18 protein-coding genes, 2 tRNA genes and 1 pseudogene are annotated in these 16,866 nt (G+C 68.0%); 14 read left to right on the top strand and 7 right to left on the bottom strand.

What is annotated here, in order from left to right:
* Nucleotides 1-4 precede the first annotated feature (4 nt).
* The 3 genes from serS (at nucleotide 5) to Q9R33_RS12270 (ending at nucleotide 2,321) form a co-directional block, all read left to right on the top strand.
* Entirely contained in the window at nucleotides 5-1,270 is a 1,266-nt protein-coding gene (gene serS, locus Q9R33_RS12280) for a serine--tRNA ligase (RefSeq protein ID WP_310250416.1), read from the top strand.
* The gene (locus Q9R33_RS12275) at nucleotides 1,267-2,175 is read left to right on the top strand and encodes an HAD family hydrolase (protein WP_056366845.1); all 909 of its coding nucleotides are present in this window, start codon (nucleotides 1,267-1,269) and stop codon (nucleotides 2,173-2,175) included. Before serS ends, Q9R33_RS12275 begins: the two co-directional genes overlap by 4 nt.
* A gap of 61 nt (nucleotides 2,176-2,236) precedes the next feature.
* Nucleotides 2,237-2,321: transfer RNA gene (locus Q9R33_RS12270), tRNA-Ser, on the top strand.
* Between the two features lie 38 nt (nucleotides 2,322-2,359).
* Here Q9R33_RS12270 and Q9R33_RS12265 read toward each other — a convergent pair.
* Complete coding sequence (locus Q9R33_RS12265) at nucleotides 2,360-4,204, bottom strand: DUF4012 domain-containing protein (RefSeq protein WP_311293945.1); 1,845 nt, start codon at nucleotides 4,202-4,204, stop codon at nucleotides 2,360-2,362.
* 394 nt (nucleotides 4,205-4,598) lie between these two features.
* Here Q9R33_RS12265 and Q9R33_RS12260 point away from each other — a divergent pair, with 394 nt between their 5' ends.
* Entirely contained in the window at nucleotides 4,599-5,885 is a 1,287-nt protein-coding gene (locus tag Q9R33_RS12260) for an LCP family protein (protein ID WP_056366852.1), read from the top strand.
* A gap of 80 nt (nucleotides 5,886-5,965) precedes the next feature.
* On the top strand, nucleotides 5,966-7,201 hold the full coding sequence (locus tag Q9R33_RS12255; RefSeq protein WP_311293944.1) for an LCP family protein: 1,236 nt from the start codon (nucleotides 5,966-5,968) through the stop codon (nucleotides 7,199-7,201).
* Between the two features lie 46 nt (nucleotides 7,202-7,247).
* Here the strand turns inward: Q9R33_RS12255 and Q9R33_RS12250 are convergent, their stop codons facing one another.
* Nucleotides 7,248-7,940, bottom strand: coding sequence for a DUF2278 family protein (locus Q9R33_RS12250; protein ID WP_311293943.1), 693 nt, complete (start codon nucleotides 7,938-7,940; stop codon nucleotides 7,248-7,250).
* A gap of 121 nt (nucleotides 7,941-8,061) precedes the next feature.
* Between Q9R33_RS12250 and Q9R33_RS12245 the strand changes: the two genes are divergently transcribed.
* Nucleotides 8,062-8,150, top strand: a tRNA-Ser gene (locus Q9R33_RS12245).
* Between the two features lie 145 nt (nucleotides 8,151-8,295).
* Here the strand turns inward: Q9R33_RS12245 and Q9R33_RS12240 are convergent.
* Both Q9R33_RS12240 and Q9R33_RS12235 read right to left on the bottom strand, forming a co-directional pair.
* A complete protein-coding gene (locus Q9R33_RS12240) occupies nucleotides 8,296-9,441 on the bottom strand; it encodes a tyrosine-type recombinase/integrase (protein ID WP_311293942.1) in 1,146 nt (381 codons plus the stop codon).
* Nucleotides 9,434-10,024 carry a helix-turn-helix domain-containing protein gene (locus Q9R33_RS12235; protein ID WP_311293941.1) on the bottom strand — a complete coding sequence of 197 codons (591 nt, stop codon included), beginning with the start codon at nucleotides 10,022-10,024 and terminating at the stop codon, nucleotides 9,434-9,436. The genes Q9R33_RS12240 and Q9R33_RS12235 overlap by 8 nt, the downstream gene beginning before the upstream one ends.
* A gap of 112 nt (nucleotides 10,025-10,136) precedes the next feature.
* Here Q9R33_RS12235 and Q9R33_RS12230 point away from each other — a divergent pair, with 112 nt between their 5' ends.
* From Q9R33_RS12230 to Q9R33_RS12200, 7 genes are read left to right on the top strand one after another with little or no spacing between them, the layout of a single operon-like run.
* Nucleotides 10,137-10,364, top strand: coding sequence for a hypothetical protein (locus Q9R33_RS12230; RefSeq protein WP_311293940.1), 228 nt, complete (start codon nucleotides 10,137-10,139; stop codon nucleotides 10,362-10,364).
* On the top strand, nucleotides 10,357-11,052 hold the full coding sequence (locus Q9R33_RS12225; protein ID WP_311293939.1) for a ParA family protein: 696 nt from the start codon (nucleotides 10,357-10,359) through the stop codon (nucleotides 11,050-11,052). Before Q9R33_RS12230 ends, Q9R33_RS12225 begins: the two co-directional genes overlap by 8 nt.
* A 2-nt stretch (nucleotides 11,053-11,054) precedes the next feature.
* On the top strand, nucleotides 11,055-11,567 hold the full coding sequence (locus tag Q9R33_RS12220; protein WP_311293938.1) for a hypothetical protein: 513 nt from the start codon (nucleotides 11,055-11,057) through the stop codon (nucleotides 11,565-11,567).
* Nucleotides 11,564-12,640: a hypothetical protein gene (locus Q9R33_RS12215; protein ID WP_311293937.1), complete on the top strand. Its 1,077-nt coding sequence runs from the start codon at nucleotides 11,564-11,566 to the stop codon at nucleotides 12,638-12,640. Before Q9R33_RS12220 ends, Q9R33_RS12215 begins: the two co-directional genes overlap by 4 nt.
* Nucleotides 12,637-12,945: a hypothetical protein gene (locus Q9R33_RS12210; RefSeq protein WP_310244859.1), complete on the top strand. Its 309-nt coding sequence runs from the start codon at nucleotides 12,637-12,639 to the stop codon at nucleotides 12,943-12,945. The genes Q9R33_RS12215 and Q9R33_RS12210 overlap by 4 nt, the downstream gene beginning before the upstream one ends.
* A gap of 38 nt (nucleotides 12,946-12,983) precedes the next feature.
* Nucleotides 12,984-13,199, top strand: a complete 216-nt coding sequence (locus tag Q9R33_RS12205) for a hypothetical protein (protein ID WP_311293936.1) — start codon at nucleotides 12,984-12,986, stop codon at nucleotides 13,197-13,199.
* 40 nt (nucleotides 13,200-13,239) lie between these two features.
* Nucleotides 13,240-13,587, top strand: a complete 348-nt coding sequence (locus Q9R33_RS12200; RefSeq protein ID WP_310244862.1) for a hypothetical protein — start codon at nucleotides 13,240-13,242, stop codon at nucleotides 13,585-13,587.
* Between the two features lie 8 nt (nucleotides 13,588-13,595).
* On the opposite strand, the gene Q9R33_RS12195 is transcribed toward Q9R33_RS12200, so the two are convergent.
* The 3 genes from Q9R33_RS12195 to Q9R33_RS12185 are packed head-to-tail and all read right to left on the bottom strand — an operon-like array spanning nucleotide 13,596 to nucleotide 15,399.
* Entirely contained in the window at nucleotides 13,596-14,165 is a 570-nt protein-coding gene (locus Q9R33_RS12195) for a recombinase family protein (protein ID WP_311293935.1), read from the bottom strand.
* Nucleotides 14,162-15,172, bottom strand: a complete 1,011-nt coding sequence (locus Q9R33_RS12190) for a zeta toxin family protein (protein WP_311293934.1) — start codon at nucleotides 15,170-15,172, stop codon at nucleotides 14,162-14,164. The genes Q9R33_RS12195 and Q9R33_RS12190 overlap by 4 nt, the downstream gene beginning before the upstream one ends.
* A complete protein-coding gene (locus Q9R33_RS12185) occupies nucleotides 15,169-15,399 on the bottom strand; it encodes a hypothetical protein (protein WP_311293933.1) in 231 nt (76 codons plus the stop codon). Before Q9R33_RS12185 ends, Q9R33_RS12190 begins: the two co-directional genes overlap by 4 nt.
* Before the next feature lie 204 nt (nucleotides 15,400-15,603).
* On the opposite strand from Q9R33_RS12185, the pseudogene Q9R33_RS12180 reads away from it, so the two are divergent.
* Nucleotides 15,604-16,638, top strand: a pseudogene (locus Q9R33_RS12180) (IS256 family transposase); the annotation flags it as partial.
* Nucleotides 16,639-16,866 lie beyond the last annotated feature (228 nt).

The following is a 16,866-nucleotide window of genomic DNA, read 5'->3' as shown; positions in this document are numbered from 1 at the left end:
CAGGGTGATCGATCCCGTGCTGCTTCGCGACAATCCCGAGCTGGTCAAGCGCTCGCAGGAAGCGCGGGGAGAGTCACCCGACACCGTCGACGCCGCCGTCGAGGCCGACCGCGCGCGACGCGCCGCGATCACCGCCTTCGAGGAGCTCCGCGCCGCTCAGAACGCGCATGGCAAGAAGGTCGCGCAGGCTCCCAAAGAGGAGAAAGCCGCGCTCGTCGCCGAGGCCAAGGACCTCAGCGAGCGCGTGAAGCAGGCCCAGCACGCGGTCGCCGCGGCGGAGGAGGCGTCCGCCGAAGCCTTCGGAGCGCTCGAGAACATCGTCATCGAGGGGGTGCCGGCGGGCGGCGAAGACGACTTCGTCACGCTGCGCACGCACGGCGAGATTCCCGCGTTCGGCTTCGAGCCGCGCGACCACCTCGAGCTGGGCGAGAAGCTCGGCGCGATCGACATGGAGCGCGGGACCAAGGTGTCGGGGAGCCGCTTCTACTTCCTCACCGGCATCGGCGCGCGGCTCGAGATCGCACTCATGAACCTCGCGCTCGACCGGGCGCTGCAGGCCGGCTTCACGCCGATCATCCCGCCGACGCTGGTGCGTCCCGAGGTCATGCGCGGCACCGGCTTCCTCGGCAAGCACGCGGCCGAGGTCTACCACCTCGAAGACGACGACCTGTACCTCGTCGGCACGAGCGAGGTGCCCCTGGCCGGCTACCACATGGACGAGATCCTCGACCTGTCGCGCGGCGCGAAGCGCTATGCCGGGTGGTCGACCTGCTACCGCAGCGAGGCCGGCTCGTACGGCAAGGACACCCGCGGCATCATCCGCGTGCACCAGTTCAACAAGCTCGAGATGTTCGTCTACACGACGCCCGAGCAGGCGGAGGAGGAGCACCTGCGCCTCGTCGCGCTGCAGGAAGGGATGCTGCAGGACCTCGGCCTGTCGTACCGCGTGATCGACGTCGCCGCCGGCGACCTCGGCTCGAGCGCCGCCCGCAAGTACGACGTCGAGGCCTGGGTGCCCACGCAGAACGCGTACCGCGAGCTCACGTCGACGTCGAACTGCACGACCTACCAGGCGCGCCGGCTCGACATCCGCTACCGGCCCGAAGGTGGCAAGACACAGCCCGTCGCGACGCTCAACGGCACGCTCGCGACCACCCGATGGATCGTCGCACTGCTCGAGACCCACCAGCGCGAGGACGGCTCCGTCGCGGTGCCGGAGGTGCTGCGGCCCTTCCTCGGTGGGCTCGAGGTTATGGAGCCCATCGCGTGAGCGAAGCGCACCTGCCGAAGACCGGCTCCATCAAGGTCGTCGCGCCGAAGAAGGCCGCGAAGCTCGTCGAGCGGGTCGCGCGCGACACCGAGGACCCCGCCGTCGCCACCGAGCAGCTTCTGATCGCCCTCGACATCGACGGCACCGTCCTCCTCGAGGACGAATCGCTCAGCCCCGGCGTCGTCGACGCCGTCGAGCACGCGCACCGCGCCGGCCACGAGGTGATGGTCGCGACCGGGCGCAGCTGGGAGGGCACCCGCGGCATCGTGCGCGTGCTGGGCATCGCCCCCGAGTTCGTGGTGTGCTCCAACGGCGCCGTCGTGCTCAAGCGCGTCGAGGCCGACGAGCTGCGCTACGAGCGCTGGCATGTCGAGACGTTCGACCCGCGCGAGGTGCTCGAGCAGCTGCGGGTGCATCTGCCCGACGCCCGCTACCTCGTCGAACTCGCCGACGGGCAGCGCCTGTACACCGAGTACCTCGAGGACTGGAACCTCGTCCACGCGCGCCGCGTGCCCTTCGAAGAGCTCGGCGCTCAGCCGGTCTGTCGCGTAGTCGTCGTCTCGCCCGACAAGGGCGAGCAGGACTTCGTCGACCTCGTGAAGCGCATCGGCCTCAACCACGTCTCCTACGCGGTCGGATGGACCGCCTGGCTCGACATCGCGCCGAAGGGCGTCGACAAGAGCACCGGACTCGAGCTGGTGCGCACCGAGCTCGGCATCGACCCCGCGCACGTCCTCGTCATGGGCGACGGTCGTAATGACGTCGGCATGTTCCGCTGGGCGCTCGACAACGGCGGCCGCGCGGTCGCGATGGCGCAGGGGCCGCAGGAAGTGCGCGACGCCGCGGGCGAGATCACCGACTCGGTGCACGAGGGCGGCGTGGCCGCGGTGCTCCGCCGCCTCTGACGCCGTCGGCTAGACTCGACGCTTGTTCGACGGATGCCTCCGCCTGCGGTCGCATCGGTCGGGAGGGTTGTCCGAGCGGCCGATGGACCTGGTCTTGAAAACCAGTGGGCAGCAATGTCCCGTGGGTTCGAATCCCACACCCTCCGCAGAGCGCCTCTGACGCGGCATTCCGCGGCGTCGAGGCTCAGCCGATCTTCGACAGCCTCACGTTGCGGGAGCCTTCGGGGCTGGCGAAGAGCGCGCCGCAGTTCGCGTCGACGGTGACCTCGGTGTCGTTGGGTCCGGGCGAGTGCCGCAGCTCCAGCGGGCCCAGGTCGCCATCGGGAAGCTCGACCTCGTACGAGATCGTCCGCTTCTCGCCCATCTCGAGGAGAAGGGTCCGGCTGACCGCGGTGTTGTCGTGGTCGACGCCGGAACGGTCGCGGAAGCGATTGCCCTGCCAGTTCGCGGAGTCCTGCCAGTCGCCCCGCTTGGGGTCGGTCCACAGGATCTCCGCGCCGGGAGGGGCGAAGAACAGCACGTCCAGCATCATCGTGCGCGGATCGATCCCGCGGAACTGGTTGCGCAGCCCCAGTGTGTACTCGCTCTTGATGTCCTCGCTCATGCGACTGTGCAGATCCATCGTGACCGTGATCGTGCGCTCCTCCACATTGCAGCTGGCACGCTGCGTGTAGTCGAGCCAGTAGTTGAGCTTGCCGACTGTGTAGTCGTTGAAGTAGATGCCGAGCTGGGTGGCTTCCGTCGTGTCCTCCCGGAGGACTCCGTCCAGGCCGTACTCGTGCGCGAGCGACTGCAGGCCGTCATCCTCGAACCACGCGAACACGCGGTCCTCGGCTGCGCTTCGCACGAGCTGATCCCACATCGCGCCGATCTCCCAGCCTCCGCCGGTGAGAGCGTCGAACATGACCGACGTCACCTCGCTGAAGTACGCGTCCATCGCGGCGTTGTCGGTCCCGAACCGCTCGTACGGCTCGCTCATCAGCAAGGAGGCGGTGTTCTCGGAGCTCACTGTCTCGCCGGAGGCGAGGGTCAGCGGACCCGTCGCCTCGAGCATGTGGGCCAGCACGATCGGGTCGATGGAGATCACCCCGTCGAACTCCTGCTTCCCGGTCAACTCGCGCGTCGCCTGGAACAGCTCCACGGCACGGGGGAAGTGCGGGGTCATCGTGAAGTTCGACGACCAGTTCGCCAGCTCGAAGGGATACAGCGAGCGGGTCCCCGCCGGCAGCTTGATGAGCGACCCGTTGACTGTGTCGAAGCCCAGCGACGGAAGTTCGCTGTACATCAGGTCCACGCCGTTCTCCTGGCCGAGCAGCTCCATCCTGCCGTTGTCGACCTTCAGCACCAGCCAATGGGCGGGCCCGCCGCCTGTCGCACGGATCTCCGCCGGCGTCTGGATCATCAGCTGGTACAGCATGGGCTTGTCCGCACCGGCGGCGTGCAGGATCGCCGGCAGGTGCTCCTGCACGATGTTCAGGGCCGGAACGGCCACCGCGATCAGCTCCACCATCCCGTCGAGGGGTTCGTACACGGCCGGGAGCACACCCGTCCGATCGATACCTGCGGCGATCGCCGACGCGTCCTCGAGGGACGAGATGATCGTCGGCAGGACCGGCCCGGCCCCGAGGAAGGGCCGCAGGTCTATCCCGAGGCTGTCCTCGCTGCGCTCATCCGTGCCGGCGGCGGCCATCATGGCGACCAGGGGCGGAAGTGACTGCGACGTGATCGTGTTCACCGCTTCTGCCACGGTGCGCACTGCGAGCACGTTGTTGCCGACCTGGGGGAGTTCCGCGGCGAGATCCCACAGGACGCCGTTCGACGTGGCTCGCGCCCGTTCCGTCCGGATGACGACGTCGTCGCTCGCCTGCTGCAGCCCGGCGATGTCCATCGAGACGGCGGCCGCGGCGAGCACCTTGAGCTGCTCCTTCGCGGCTTCCATGTCGTCGCGGACCTGCAGCACCTGCTGCACGAACGCCCCGACGGTGAACAGCCCGGCGAGAAGCACCGTCGCGACCGGTCCCACCACCACACACAGCAGGAGGTTCCTGCGCCTGCGACGGAGCTGCGCCCTCGTCTCCCGCGCGGCGTGGCGGGCAAGCGGGGTCGCTGCCGACCGTCTCCGGGCAAGGCGATGCGTCGTGGCTGGATGCGGTGCCGGCGAGGGCCCAGAGGCGGTCACGGCCAGGATGCTACCGGGTGACGGTGACGGGATCCTGACACGCGGGAGTCGGTCGTCGTCGCGGCGCGCGCCCTCAGCGCACCCACAGGGCGGTGTGGGAGGATACCCCGGTGCTTCGGCAGCGCTCTGACGTTGTGCGAGCGAATGATGGAACGACTGTGGAATTCTTGTCCGCAGTGACGTCGTGCGGGTTGCCCCACCGCTTCCTCCGCGGTGTGACGACCCTGATGGGGAAAGGAATCGAGTGAGCTCGACGCACAAGCCCACGAGGCGCGGCCGCCGCACGGTGGCCCGTCACGGTGAGCTGTCGTCTCCGAGCCCGTTCGGTTTCATCCTGAAGCTCGTCGGCATCGTCGCCGCCGTCGTGCTGGTATCGGGTGCCGGCGTCGCCGCGTACGCCGCGACGGACTTCACGGCGAGCTTCACCGAAAGCGCGGTCGAGCTCGAGGGCCAGGGCGCCGTCCCGCCCGACATCGGCGCGATCGAGGGCGGCGTCGATGTGCTCCTCGTCGGCACCGACGAGTGCGAGGAGGAGTTCGCCTCCATCTTCGGCGATCGCTGCACCGGCGCGGACGCCGAAGGGCAGCTCAACGACGTCAACATGCTCGTGCACATCTCCGACAACCCGCGCCGGGTGACGGTCGTGTCGTTCCCTCGTGACCTCATGGTGCCGATCCCGTCGTGCACGCGCGAGGACGGTTCGACCACCTCCGCCACGAACAAGACGCAGATCAACGAAGCGTGGAGCTACGGCGGACTCTCCTGCGTCGCGAAGACGATCAAGGAGCTCAGCGGCCAGAACATCCCGTTCGCCGCGAAGGTGAGTTTCGGCAACGTCATCAACATCACCGACGCGATCGGCGGCGTCGACGTCTGCATCGGCAACGGCGGCATCAAAGACAAGTACACCGGCATCAACTGGCCGTCCGGACCCCGCACGATCCAGGGCGTCGAGGCGCTGCAGTTCCTGCGCACCCGCCACGGCCTGCAGAACGGCAGCGACCTGGCGCGTATCAGCAACCAGCAGCAGTACATGTCGAGCCTCGCGCGCAAGCTCGTGAGCGACGAGGTGCTGTCGAACCCGGCGACGCTGTACAAGCTCGCGGCGACCGCGGTCGACAACATCACGCCGAGCAAGTCGCTGACCAACCCGATGACGCTGGTGCAGATCGCGCTGGCCGTCAAGAACGTGCCGTTCGAAGACATCGTGTTCGTTCAGTACCCGGTGCTGACCGACCCCGCCGACGTCAACCGCGTGGTGCCCGACTACGACTCGGCCGAACAGCTGTGGGCGGCGCTCGCGGCGAACGAGTCGCTCGAGGTCACGCATGACCAGGACCTCACCGGAGGAGTGATCGTGGCCGACCCGCAGCCCACCGAGGCGCCCGCCGACCCCGCACCCACGGCGACCGCCGATCCCTCGGCGACGCCCGCACCGAGCGAGACCGCCGTCGCGCTCCCCGACAACATCCCGGGACAGAACGCCGCTCAGCAGACCTGCTCCGCCGGAAACGTCAGGTCCAACGGCTGATGGCGTCGGACAAGCGGCCCTCGAGAGAGGGCCAGACGCCCCTTGCGCGCCACGGAGTCCTGAAGTCGCGGCATCCGTTCATGACTCTCGTCGCGATGCTCGGCGTCGTGCTCGGCGTCTTCGGCGTCAGCGCGGCCGGCATCGCCGCGTACAACCTGTTCGACGCGTCGCAGACGATCACCGCGAACGCCGTCGTGCTCGATGAGGAGAAGCCGCTGCCGCCGTCGCTGGGGGCGATCGAGGGCGGCGTGAACATCCTCATGGTCGGCACCGACTCGTGCGAGGGTGCGAACGCCGCGCTGTCGGGGGCGTGCCAGGCCAAGGCGACCGAGGGGGAGCGCAACGACGTCACGATGCTCGTGCACATCTCGGACGAGCCCCGTCGCGTGACCGTGGTGTCGTTCCCGCGCGACATGCTCGTGCCGATCCCGTCGTGCCCGAAGGAGGACGGCAGCGGCAGCTACTCGGCGATGTCGTCGCAGATGCTCAATGCGTCCTACGAGTACGGCGGGCTCGCGTGCACGGTGCTCACGATCGAGTCCCTCATCGACGACCAGATCGACTTCGCTGCGGCGATCCGCTGGACCGGTGTCATCAACATGTCCGACGCCATCGGCGGCGTCGACGTGTGTGTCGCCGGCGACATCAGCGACTCGCACACCGGACTCAAGCTCACCGCAGGCACCCACACGCTGCAGGGTGTGCAGGCGCTGCAGTTCCTGCGCATCCGCCACGGCATCGGCGACGGCTCCGACCTCGGCCGCATCTCGAACCAGCAGCAGTTCATGTCGTCGATGGTGCGCAAGCTCCAGTCCGATTCGGTGCTCGCCAACCCCGCGACGCTGCTGAACCTCGCGACCACCGCGATCAGCCAGGTGCAGCAGGAGCAGCTCGTGCTGAGCTCCGGCCTCACGAACCCGACGCTCATGGTGCAGATCGCAATGGCGGTCAAGGACGTGCCCTACGAGGACATCGTCTTCGTGCAGTACCCGACCCGCTACGCCTCGGGCGACGGCGCCAGCCGGGTCATGCCGGTGAAGGACGCCGCGACGATGCTCTTCGACGCGCTCAAGGCCAACCAGCCGCTGACGCTGACGGGCGACGCGAGCCAGGGCTACGGCGTCGAGGTCACCGGCGAGGCTGTCAAGCCCGAGGTGGCTCCGACGCCTGCCGCGACCGAGGCGGCTGGCGAGACACCCGCGGCTGAGGCTCCGGTCACCGAGACTCCGGCGGCGGAGACGCGTGTCGAGCTGCCGTCGGCGATCGCGGGGCAGACCGCGGCGCAGACCACCTGCACGCAGCCCGAGGGTCGGTAGCCGCTCGGCCGCTCGGCCGCGCTGATTCGCCCGTGTGGGTTCCGGCTCACACGGGGTGGCCGAGGCTGTCGGTGCGGTCGGACTGCGTCGAGAACTTCGAGATGAACACGACCCAGCTGCCGTCGGGCTGCTGCGTCGCGACCCCGCCGTCCTGCCAGATCCCGTTCTCGGGGAACCATTGCGACCCGGCGGGGTCGCCCTGGTTCTGATGGACGTTATGGATGCCTTGCACCGACGCCGCAGCCGCGCCCTCGGGGAACGGCTCGCCCCACACGAGCGTGGGCGCCCCGACGCGCAGCGTCGCCTCCAGCCCCTGCGACGCCTGGAGCTGGTCGCCGGAGCGCCACGGCCGGAGGAACGGCACCCAGAAGGGCGAACGGTCGGCGGCCACGGCATCCCGTGCGCGCACCAGCCACTGCAGGAACCAGCGGATGCCGACGACCCTCAGCTCGCGATGGCGGATGACGTCGAGGGCACCCGAGGCGGGGGAGGAGAGAAGCTTCGTGAAGGCCGGAGCCGGCGGCGCCAGCCAGCCGAGCCTCGCGCCCGTGGTGCGGATGGTCTTCCACTGCACCCCCGCGGCGGAGTTCTTGCTGTCGACGTCGACCGCGACGCGGTAGTCGCGGGCACCGCTGCGCAGCTTCAGGTTGACGTGCCACCACCGTCCGAACTCGTCGGGGTCGTCGCGCTGATGCGACACGAGGGTTCCGCTGAGCACTCCGTACTGTGTGAACGGCATACCGGGATGAGCGAGCCGCGACCGCGGGTGATACCCGGCTGCTGATTCCACGCGTGCAAGAAGCGGTCCCGGTCTCGGTTATGATTGCTGGGTGCATCCGCGCTCTCGCGGCCGGATGCCTGGAGACGTCGCATAGTCAGGCCTAGTGCACCACCCTGCTAAGGTGGAGTCCTCGTAAGGGGACCGAGGGTTCAAATCCCTCCGTCTCCGCACTACCTCCTCGCTCGAAACCGTTGATTTTCCGCGGTTTTCTCGGATCCTCGAAGCTCTTCCACAGGGGCCGTGCCCACATTCTGCCCACATCCGTTCTGCAGCGGGGTCGTCGAGACGATGCTGTGGGAGGGGAGCGGGCCGGTCAGTCGCTTGATGTGGTGGGCGTCGTCTGGTCTGGGCGGGTGCCTCTGCGCGCATCGAGTTGCGCTGCCCGCGCCTGATCCAAAGCGGTCGACACAGCATCGAGGTCGTCGTCGAAGAGATCGGCGTATACGTCCAGCGTCATCGCGGCCGAGGCATGACCCAGCATCCGCTGAATCGCTTTCACGTTCCCGCCGGACTGCACCGCGAGGGACGCCGCGGTATGGCGTAAGTCGTGGATGTGGAGTTGCGGCATGCCGATCGATTCTGCGGCGGTCTTGAACCACGACTTCGACGCCGCGCTGGTGCGCACGCGCCTCATGTAGGTTCCAGCTTTACTCGGAAACACCAGATCGTCGGGGCCGAGTCGTGCAACGCGCCCCGCCAGCTCATCCCGCAGGAAGCGGGGCATGGGCACGCTTCGTATCTTGTGAGACTTCGGGGTGCCGACGTAGATCTCGCCATTGACCTCGACGGCGCTAGTGACGACCCAGATCCGGGAACGAGCGAAGTCGATGTTCTGTGTACTGAGCCCCGATACTTCCGCCCACCGCATCCCGGTGTACGCGAGAGTTCGCACCAGGGTCGCATACTCCCCGCTCGCGCTGGCCAGATCCTCGACCTGCGCATGATTCAAGTAGACGTGCCGCGAGGTGGTCTTCTTCGGTAGGCCAATCTTCCCGCCACGGGCCGGATTGACGGCGATGCGACGATCGTGGACTGCATCATCGAGAATCGACGCCAGCACGCCGTAGGTGCGGATCACGACCGAAGCCCCCAGGCCTTGGTTGAGTTCCGCGACCCATGACTTGACATCCGAGTGCGCGATGTCCGTGATCGCAATCCGCCCCCATCGCGGCTGTACACGCAGCCGCCATGCCGTCTCGATCGGCGAGTAGGCCGAAGGCTTGAGCGACGCCCGCTTCGAGACGAGCCACGGGATCGCGAGTTCGGCGACTGCCACGCGAGATCTGCTCGGATCCAGAAACGTGCCCTGAGCCTTGCTGACTTCGACGCTCGCGAGAAATACCTCCGCGTCCCGCTTCGTCTTGAACCCGCGCTTGTCCGTCTGGGAGCCGTCGGGCCGGCGATATCGCACCCGGTAACGCCTGCCCTGCGTCGTCGCGTAGGGAGCGACACTACCCATGGGCTGGCCTGCCCACGTTTGAGGTGAGGCCCGTGAGCCAACCGGCGGCGCGGGCTTTCTGGATCCAGTCTGAGGCGGTGCGCTCGGGGATGTTGAGTTCGGCGGCGATGAGCTTCACCGGTGGCAGGTCCGCGAGAGCGGCTGTGCCGTAGAGGATCTCGATGACCTGCCACCGTTCGTCCTTGATGCCCCGTTTCACGACGGCTTCTGCCATCCAAGGCGGGATGATGCGGCCGTCGTTGCTGGTGAGGTCTGCGATGGTCGTCCAGCTGGCACCGGGACTGTCGTCGAGTTGCAAGGCGACGCAGCGGGGGATGGCGGTCTGCACGATCGCTTGCGGTGCGGTGTGCTTGAGTCGGTCCTCGTTGAACTCGTCGGCGATCGCGCGGTTGATGATCGTGGTGATGACATACCGCCCACGCTGCGGTGCGTAATGCGCCTCGAGCGTGGTCTCCACGCCGGCGTCATCGTCGACCGCGGTAGCGACGAACGCGGGCGCGATCCGCAGCGCCGACCCGACGGGCTGGGTGGCGCTTGCCGCCGACATCTTCGTGCCATCGAGAGTCTTCACATCGACCTTCACCTGATCAGTTTGTCTTACTTCTGCAGCGTTCCGCAGATACCTCTTGCAAAGTATACGGTTTAGGAGTGTACTACTGCTGAAGGGAATGAAAGTTCCGCAGAAGGAGTGGGAGATGGCGACAACGGCGCATCCGGCAGAGCCGGTGCTCAACAAGCGGCTTCTGACCCCGAGTGACGTCGTGGCGTTGATTCCGGGGCTGAAGCTGAAGCTGCTGGCGGAGTGGCGGTACAAGAAGACCGGGCCGCGGTATTACAAGGTCGGCCGAATCATCCTGTATCCCTTCGACGATCTCGAGGTGTGGTTCGAAGGGCTCGAGCGTGGCGGCGATCCCGATGACTGAGACCGAACCGCGCGGGGCGACGGCGTCGATGGTGATCGTCGCGGTCGCCAATCAGAAGGGCGGGGTAGGGAAGACTACCGTCGCGATGCAGGTGGGTGCGGAGTTGTCGCGCCGGCATCGGGTGCTGGTGGTGGATGTGGATCGTCAGCAGTCGACGGTGTGGTGGGCGGAGAACGCCCGCGACCGGCTGCCGTTCGACTTCGCCGGCAGTCAGCACCCGAACATGCTGAGTCGACTTGGGGACCTGCGCGCGGACTACGAGTTCGTGCTGGTGGACACTCCGGGCAGCCTGGAAGACACGGCCGTGCTGGAGACGGTCCTCGACGCCGCCGATTATGCCTTGGTGCCGGTCACCCCAGAGCCGCTCGCGGTCGACCCCACCCTCCGTACGCTCAGCCGGCTGATCGAACCACGCCACCTGCGCCATGGGGTGCTGCTGAACCGGGTCGACCCGCGGGTGCCGCACCAACTGAACACGTGGCAGCGGTTGTTGGACTCGGAGCTGGGGGTGCCGCGGCTGGATTCGTATCTGCGGCAGTACAAGGTCCACGCCGATGCTCCGGTGATGGGGGAGCTGGTGACGAGCCTGCGCCGCAACCGCCGCACCGAGGGCACGATCGCGGACATCGCAGCCATCGCCCGGGAACTGGAGCAGCTGCTGTCGCCGGCGTTGATGGGAGCGTGGTGACGATGGGCCGGGTCGATCTCGCCGGCAAGCTCAGCGACGCCCGTGCCCGCGTCGCTGCCGAGACCCCGTTGAGCGAGCCTGCCGCGCCGATGTTCGCCCAGCTGGCGCGGAAGGACGCGCGCCTCCGCGACGATCAGGTCACCGCGCTGGCGGCGCTGGCGGATGCGGTGATGCGGCGTCGACGGTTCAAGGCGGAGCGGATCACGGAAAACACGCTGATCCGGGTCGCGATCGATCTACTCCTCGCCCACGGCGACCGGTTGCGGGGCTCGACCGAGGACGAATTGCGGAACTCCGTGACTTCCCCAGTCCGGGAGTCCGGTAGTCAGGAAGTCACGGACTCCGGAGCCTCCGGCGGAACCGCCCACGAGCAGGCGATCATCCCCGCCACAGGCGCTCAGGACGCACTCGCGCACTCGGCGACTCCGGCACTCACGCACCTCGGAACTCCGGAGGTTCCTGACTCCGGCGGTCCCGGACTGCGCGCCTTCACCGGATCGGAGGATTCCGCATGACCGCCCGGTCGGAGCGCGCCGAGGGGGCGGCGGGCGCGGAACGGGAGAGGCAGGCGCGCCGGGCGTACCGGGAGCGCAACGCGGAACGGATCAGTGCGGGGAAGCGGGCGTGGCGGGAGCGCAATCAAGAGCACATCCGGGCGTATCGCGCCGCGTACAACGCGGAACACCGCGAGGAGGTTCTTGCGAAGAAGCGGGAGCACGCGGCCCGCAGCAGCGCCCGGAGGGTTGCCGAGCGGCGCCGGAAGGAATCCAAGCGGGCCTCGTCGAAGAAGTACTACGAGGCACACAAAACCGAGCACCGTGAATACACCCGGCAGTGGCAGGCGCGCAAGCGTGCGGAGGACCCCGAAGGGTACCGGGCGACGCGCGCCAAGGCGCAACGCCGCTGGTGGGACACCCACAAGGACGAGTACAACGCGAAGCTCCGCGCCCAGCACCGGGAGAACCCGGAACCGCGACGCGCCGCCGCTCGCGAGTACTACGCCGCGCACGCCGAGGAGATGAAGGCGAAGAAGCGCGCCTACTACGCCGCGAACCGAGAGAGGGTGCTCGCGGGCAACCGGGCGTGGAAGGAACGCGAGAAACGCCGCCTCGACGCCGGTCTCCCACCCCGACGGATCCGCACCACCCCGGCCGCGGAGCGCCGCGCCAACACGGCCGCGGCCGACGGTTTCTTCACTCGAGAGCGGACCCCGGACGAGATCGCCGCGCTGCGACGCAAGTCACACCCGACCGTTGAGCTGCTGCAGCGGACGCCGCCGGAGCTCGTCGCAGCGTTCGAACGCGACAGCAAACGGACACGGATCGAGCACGCCCTCGCCACCGACGGCAGCTACGCCAGCCGTCAGCTGCTCGCCGAAGCACGCCGCCAGCTTGCCGCACAGCAACGTGCGGCGCTCCGCGAGCAGCGAGACGCCACGGAGAACGCCCGGTTGGACGCGATCGGCAAACAGGTCAACGACCGGCTCCGTCACCGCGAACCCGCGCGCCGGCGCCATCATCTCGACCCCGATCCCGCCGCCCCGCACCCGATGCTGAACCCGAACTCCACGATGGGAATGAACCGATGACCACCACCACTCCGAACTGGGATCCGATCATGATCGACCGCGCCCAAGCAGAAGCCGCCCGCTGGCGCATCGCCGTCAGCGCCTTCGAGTACTACCCCGAAAAGCACCTCGACGAACCCGGCTACACCATCGACGAAGACGTCGCGTGGTGCATCGCCCCGCTCACCGGCCTCCCCGACGCGGAACTCGATCAGATGCGGGCGACAATCCTGACGCTCATCACGACCCCGACCGCGGACAGGCAGGCGTTCATCCGCCACCTCGCCGCCCTCACCGCCGACGATCCCGCGACCGACGGGCCGTGACCATATCGGCCACACCCTGACAGAGAAGGAGAAACATCGTGAACGTCACCGATCACCTCGAACCACTCATCGCGGTCACCGCGATCGCGTCCACCGCGGCCGTGCTGCTGCTCCTGATGCTGGCGGTTCAGCTGCTTCGCAGGCGCCTGCGCCGAGCCGCGGGCAGCCTCGCCGTCGTCGCCGTGCTCGCGCTGGTCGGGTTCGCGGCCTCAGTCCCACTTGCAACCGCTTTTGTCGGGATGCCGTCACCCTGACTCGCCGCACCCCACGAAGTCACGAAACGAGGTAATCGAAATGAACACGACAACGACGTCCCCCGCTGCATCCCTGCCGACGGCTGGGAGCGTCAACGCGATCGCCGCGTGGGATCACCTGGAAGACACCGTCGACCGGCTCGCCGACATCGTCGACGACCTCCTCACCCGCCACGACGAGCAGCTGGTCTGCAGCCTGCAGTTCCTCGAAGCGGAAGCCCTCGCCGAAGTCCTCGACGCCGGCCGGCACACCCGCACCGCGGCGCGCCTGATGCACCACTGGGCCCTCACCGAACCCGATTGGGAAGACGACCCGGACCACGAAGCGATCATCCGCAGCTGGCTCGCCGTCGACACCCACCGGCAGCTCGACATGCCGAGACCGTAGAACGGGGGCTACAGGGTGCGGGGAAGGTGGTCGAGCGCGCGCTGCACAGAGTTCGGGCTCACCCCGAGCACCCGCGCGATGTGGGTCATCGGACGGTCGAGCCTGCGCAGCTCGAGCGCCATCGCCACCTTCTCCGGTGTCATCACCGTGGGCCGTCCGGGACGCTTCCCCGACGCCGCCGCCGACGCCATCCCCGCGCGGGTGCGCACGCTCACCAGCCGCCGCCGCAGAGCCTCCAACGCCGCGAACACCTCGGTCGGGCCCGCACCCGACGGGGCATCGGTGCACAACGCCGGTTCCGACAACGAACGAAACTGCACGCCGCGGTCGCTCAGGCCGGTCAGCGTGCTCAGGAAGTGGGTCACGGCGTGCGACAGCTGTGCCGAACTCGACACCACCAAAACATCTCCCGGTTCAAGGAACGCCAGGCACTCGGCCAGCCCGGGCCGCTTCCGCGGGTCCGTGGTCGCGCCGTCGGTGAACACCCGGACCGCGCCAGCCGCCGTCAGGTCCGCGGCGTCGGCCTCGGTTCCGGCGCCGGGCGTGAGCTCCCGGGTGTACCCGACCAGCCGCGTCACCGGGACGGTCCTTCCACCCCCGGCCCGCCGGGCACGATGACCGGAGCCGCGACGTCGACGGGACGGGCGGACGGCAACGTCTGGCGCAGCGCAACCAGTCGGGCGACGGTCTTCTGCTCCATAGCGGTCGTGAACTTCCCATTCGCCGGCACCCGCAGCCCCGGGATTACCTCCCGCAACGACGTCTCATGCAGGTCCACAAGCAGTTCCGCGACCTCGTTCGGCAACCCCCGTCGGCCTGACGCGAACTCGGTGGCGTGATGCAGCTCGCTCAACCATTGCGTCGCATCGAACCGGCTCAGCCGCTCCGTCTGCGCCTCCACCAGGGCCGCGGTCGCACCGTCAAAGCTCGCACCGTCCGAGCCTGTGACGTCGAAGATCACGCGTCCGTCGCGGCCGATCACCGTCAGCCGGTCTGTCCACCCGGACTCCTCGACGGACGCGACCATGCTCCGGGTCGCGGCGAAGCCTTCGTCGTGGGTCGCGCGGGATGTCGGCGTCGCGCGGCGCCCCACTTGGACATCCCGGAGGTATCCCGACAGGACCGACAGCAGGCTCTCCGCCCGGCGAGAACCGACCACCACGACCCGGGTGCTGAACCCCTCCGCCCCGAACCTCTGCGCCGTGCCCGCGGCCGCTGTCACGTTCCCGAACGTCCCCTCCAACGCGAGCGACCGCCGATGCTGACGCGCATACCGAATGCACCCGGACACCCACCCCGCCACGGACTGCCCAACCTCGCTCAGCGCATCAGGGTCTGTCGTCGAACTCGACTCGAGGAAGGCGGGGTGGAACGCGCGCAGGTCGTCAGCGTTCAGCACCGCGACCTCCACCTGACCTCCACCTGCGAGGGATGATGCGGCGCGGGAGCGGCCGGCGCCTGGCTGTCCGGCCACGAGCACGAATGTCGGCCGCTCAGACTCGATGTCGTCGGGGAAGTACAGCGGCAGGATGTCGCGGCGCAGGATCTCGTCGCGCTCGCCCTGCTCCAGGCGTGCCGGGCTCATGCGTCCGCCGCCGACAGTTCACGCAGACGGCTCTGGAGCAACGCCGTCAGGGCATCCACCGCCGAACGGTCGTACGCGTCGACGGTGAACACGTCGCGCCGCAGGTTAGCCAGTTCTTCTGGTTGCGATGCCGCGTGCAGCAAGGCGAAGACCGTCGTCGCGGTGTCGCGCATCCGGTCGTACGCGACGACATCGTTGACTCGCCATGGCGAGGTCGTTCGGGACATCGACCCTCCTTGAGGGCCATCGTACCGACTGCCAAAAAGGTTGTGTCGCCTCTTTTGACGACCCATCGCTGCGGCATGCCGGGTGACGTCCCGTGGAGTGGTGGGGATTCTGACCGGGTTGCCGGCGTCGTAGACGTTGGTGAGCCATCGTGCGATGGTCAGTGAGAACCGGCTAAAGCTACTCACAGAAGGACACAACGCACGATGGCTCTTGACCAGTCTGCCCTCCTCGAGCTCCTCGGGGAACTGAAACTCACCGACGTCAGCGACCGGATCCGGGTCGCGACCGAAGCGCTCTACCAGGAGCTGATCGACGCGGAAGCGGCCGCGTTCATCGGCGCCGCCCCGTATGAGCGCAGCGTCGACCGGGTCGCGGTCCGCAACGGCTCCCGACCGAAGACCGTCAGCACCACGGCCGGGGATTTGGAGTTGCGGATCCCGAAGCTGCGTACCGGGTCGTTCTTCCCGTCGCTGCTGGAACGGCGCCGCCGGGTCGACCAAGCACTGTTCGCGGTCGTGATGGAGGCCTATGTCCACGGCATCTCGACTCGCAAGGTCGACGATCTCGTGAAGGCGCTGGGCGTGGACACCGGGATCTCGAAGTCGGAGGTGTCGCGGATCTGCGCCAACCTGGACGAGGACGTCGCCGCGTTCCGCGACCGGCCGCTGGCGGACACCACCTACCCGTACGTGTTCCTCGACGCGACCTACTGCAAAGCCCGCGTCGGCCGGCGGGTGGTGTCGCAGGCCGTGGTCGTCGCTATCGGGGTCGCCGCGGACGGGCGCAGGGAAGTGCTCGGCTTCGAGGTCGGCGAGACCGAATCGCAGCCGTTCTGGACCACGTTCCTCCGCTCGTTGAAGGCCCGAGGGCTCGGCGGGGTGAAGCTCGTGATCAGCGACGCGCACACCGGGCTGATCGCCGCGGTCGACACCGTGTTCCAAGGCGCCAGTTGGCAAAGATGCCGGGTCCATTTCATGAGGAATGTGCTCACCGCGGTTCCGAAGGCGGCCGGGCCGATGGTCGCGTCGATCATCCGCACGATCTTCGCGCAGCCCGATACCGAGCACGTGTTCACCCAGTTCCACGAGGTCGTCCGCATGCTGAGCCGGTCGCACCCGAAGGTCGCGGACATGCTCGAGGACGCCAAGGACGACCTGCTCGCGTTCTGCCAGTTCCCGTTCCAGCATTGGCGTCAGATCTGGTCCACGAACCCGCTGGAGCGCGTCAACAAGGAGATCCCAGTGTTGAGCTGGAGGCGCCTTCCGGCCGTTTCGGTGGCCGCCTAGGTTGTGACCGTGGCGGGTTTGACTCGAAAGAGATCTCGACGACCGCTCCGCTCCAACGGCGCTGGCCTGTCTTCCGTTTGAAGTGTCGGTCCGCCGCGGTCACAAGGGGAACCAACGCTGACTTGATGAGAGCGTCGACTACTCGACTGGGATGTTGTCGCGCTGGCTCCCCGCAACCCA

The organism is Microbacterium sp. PRC9 (genome assembly GCF_031844125.1).
Classification (GTDB): Bacteria; Actinomycetota; Actinomycetes; order Actinomycetales; family Microbacteriaceae; genus Microbacterium.
Note: the sequence above shows the minus strand (reverse complement) of the source record. Positions and strands in the feature narration are given on the sequence as shown.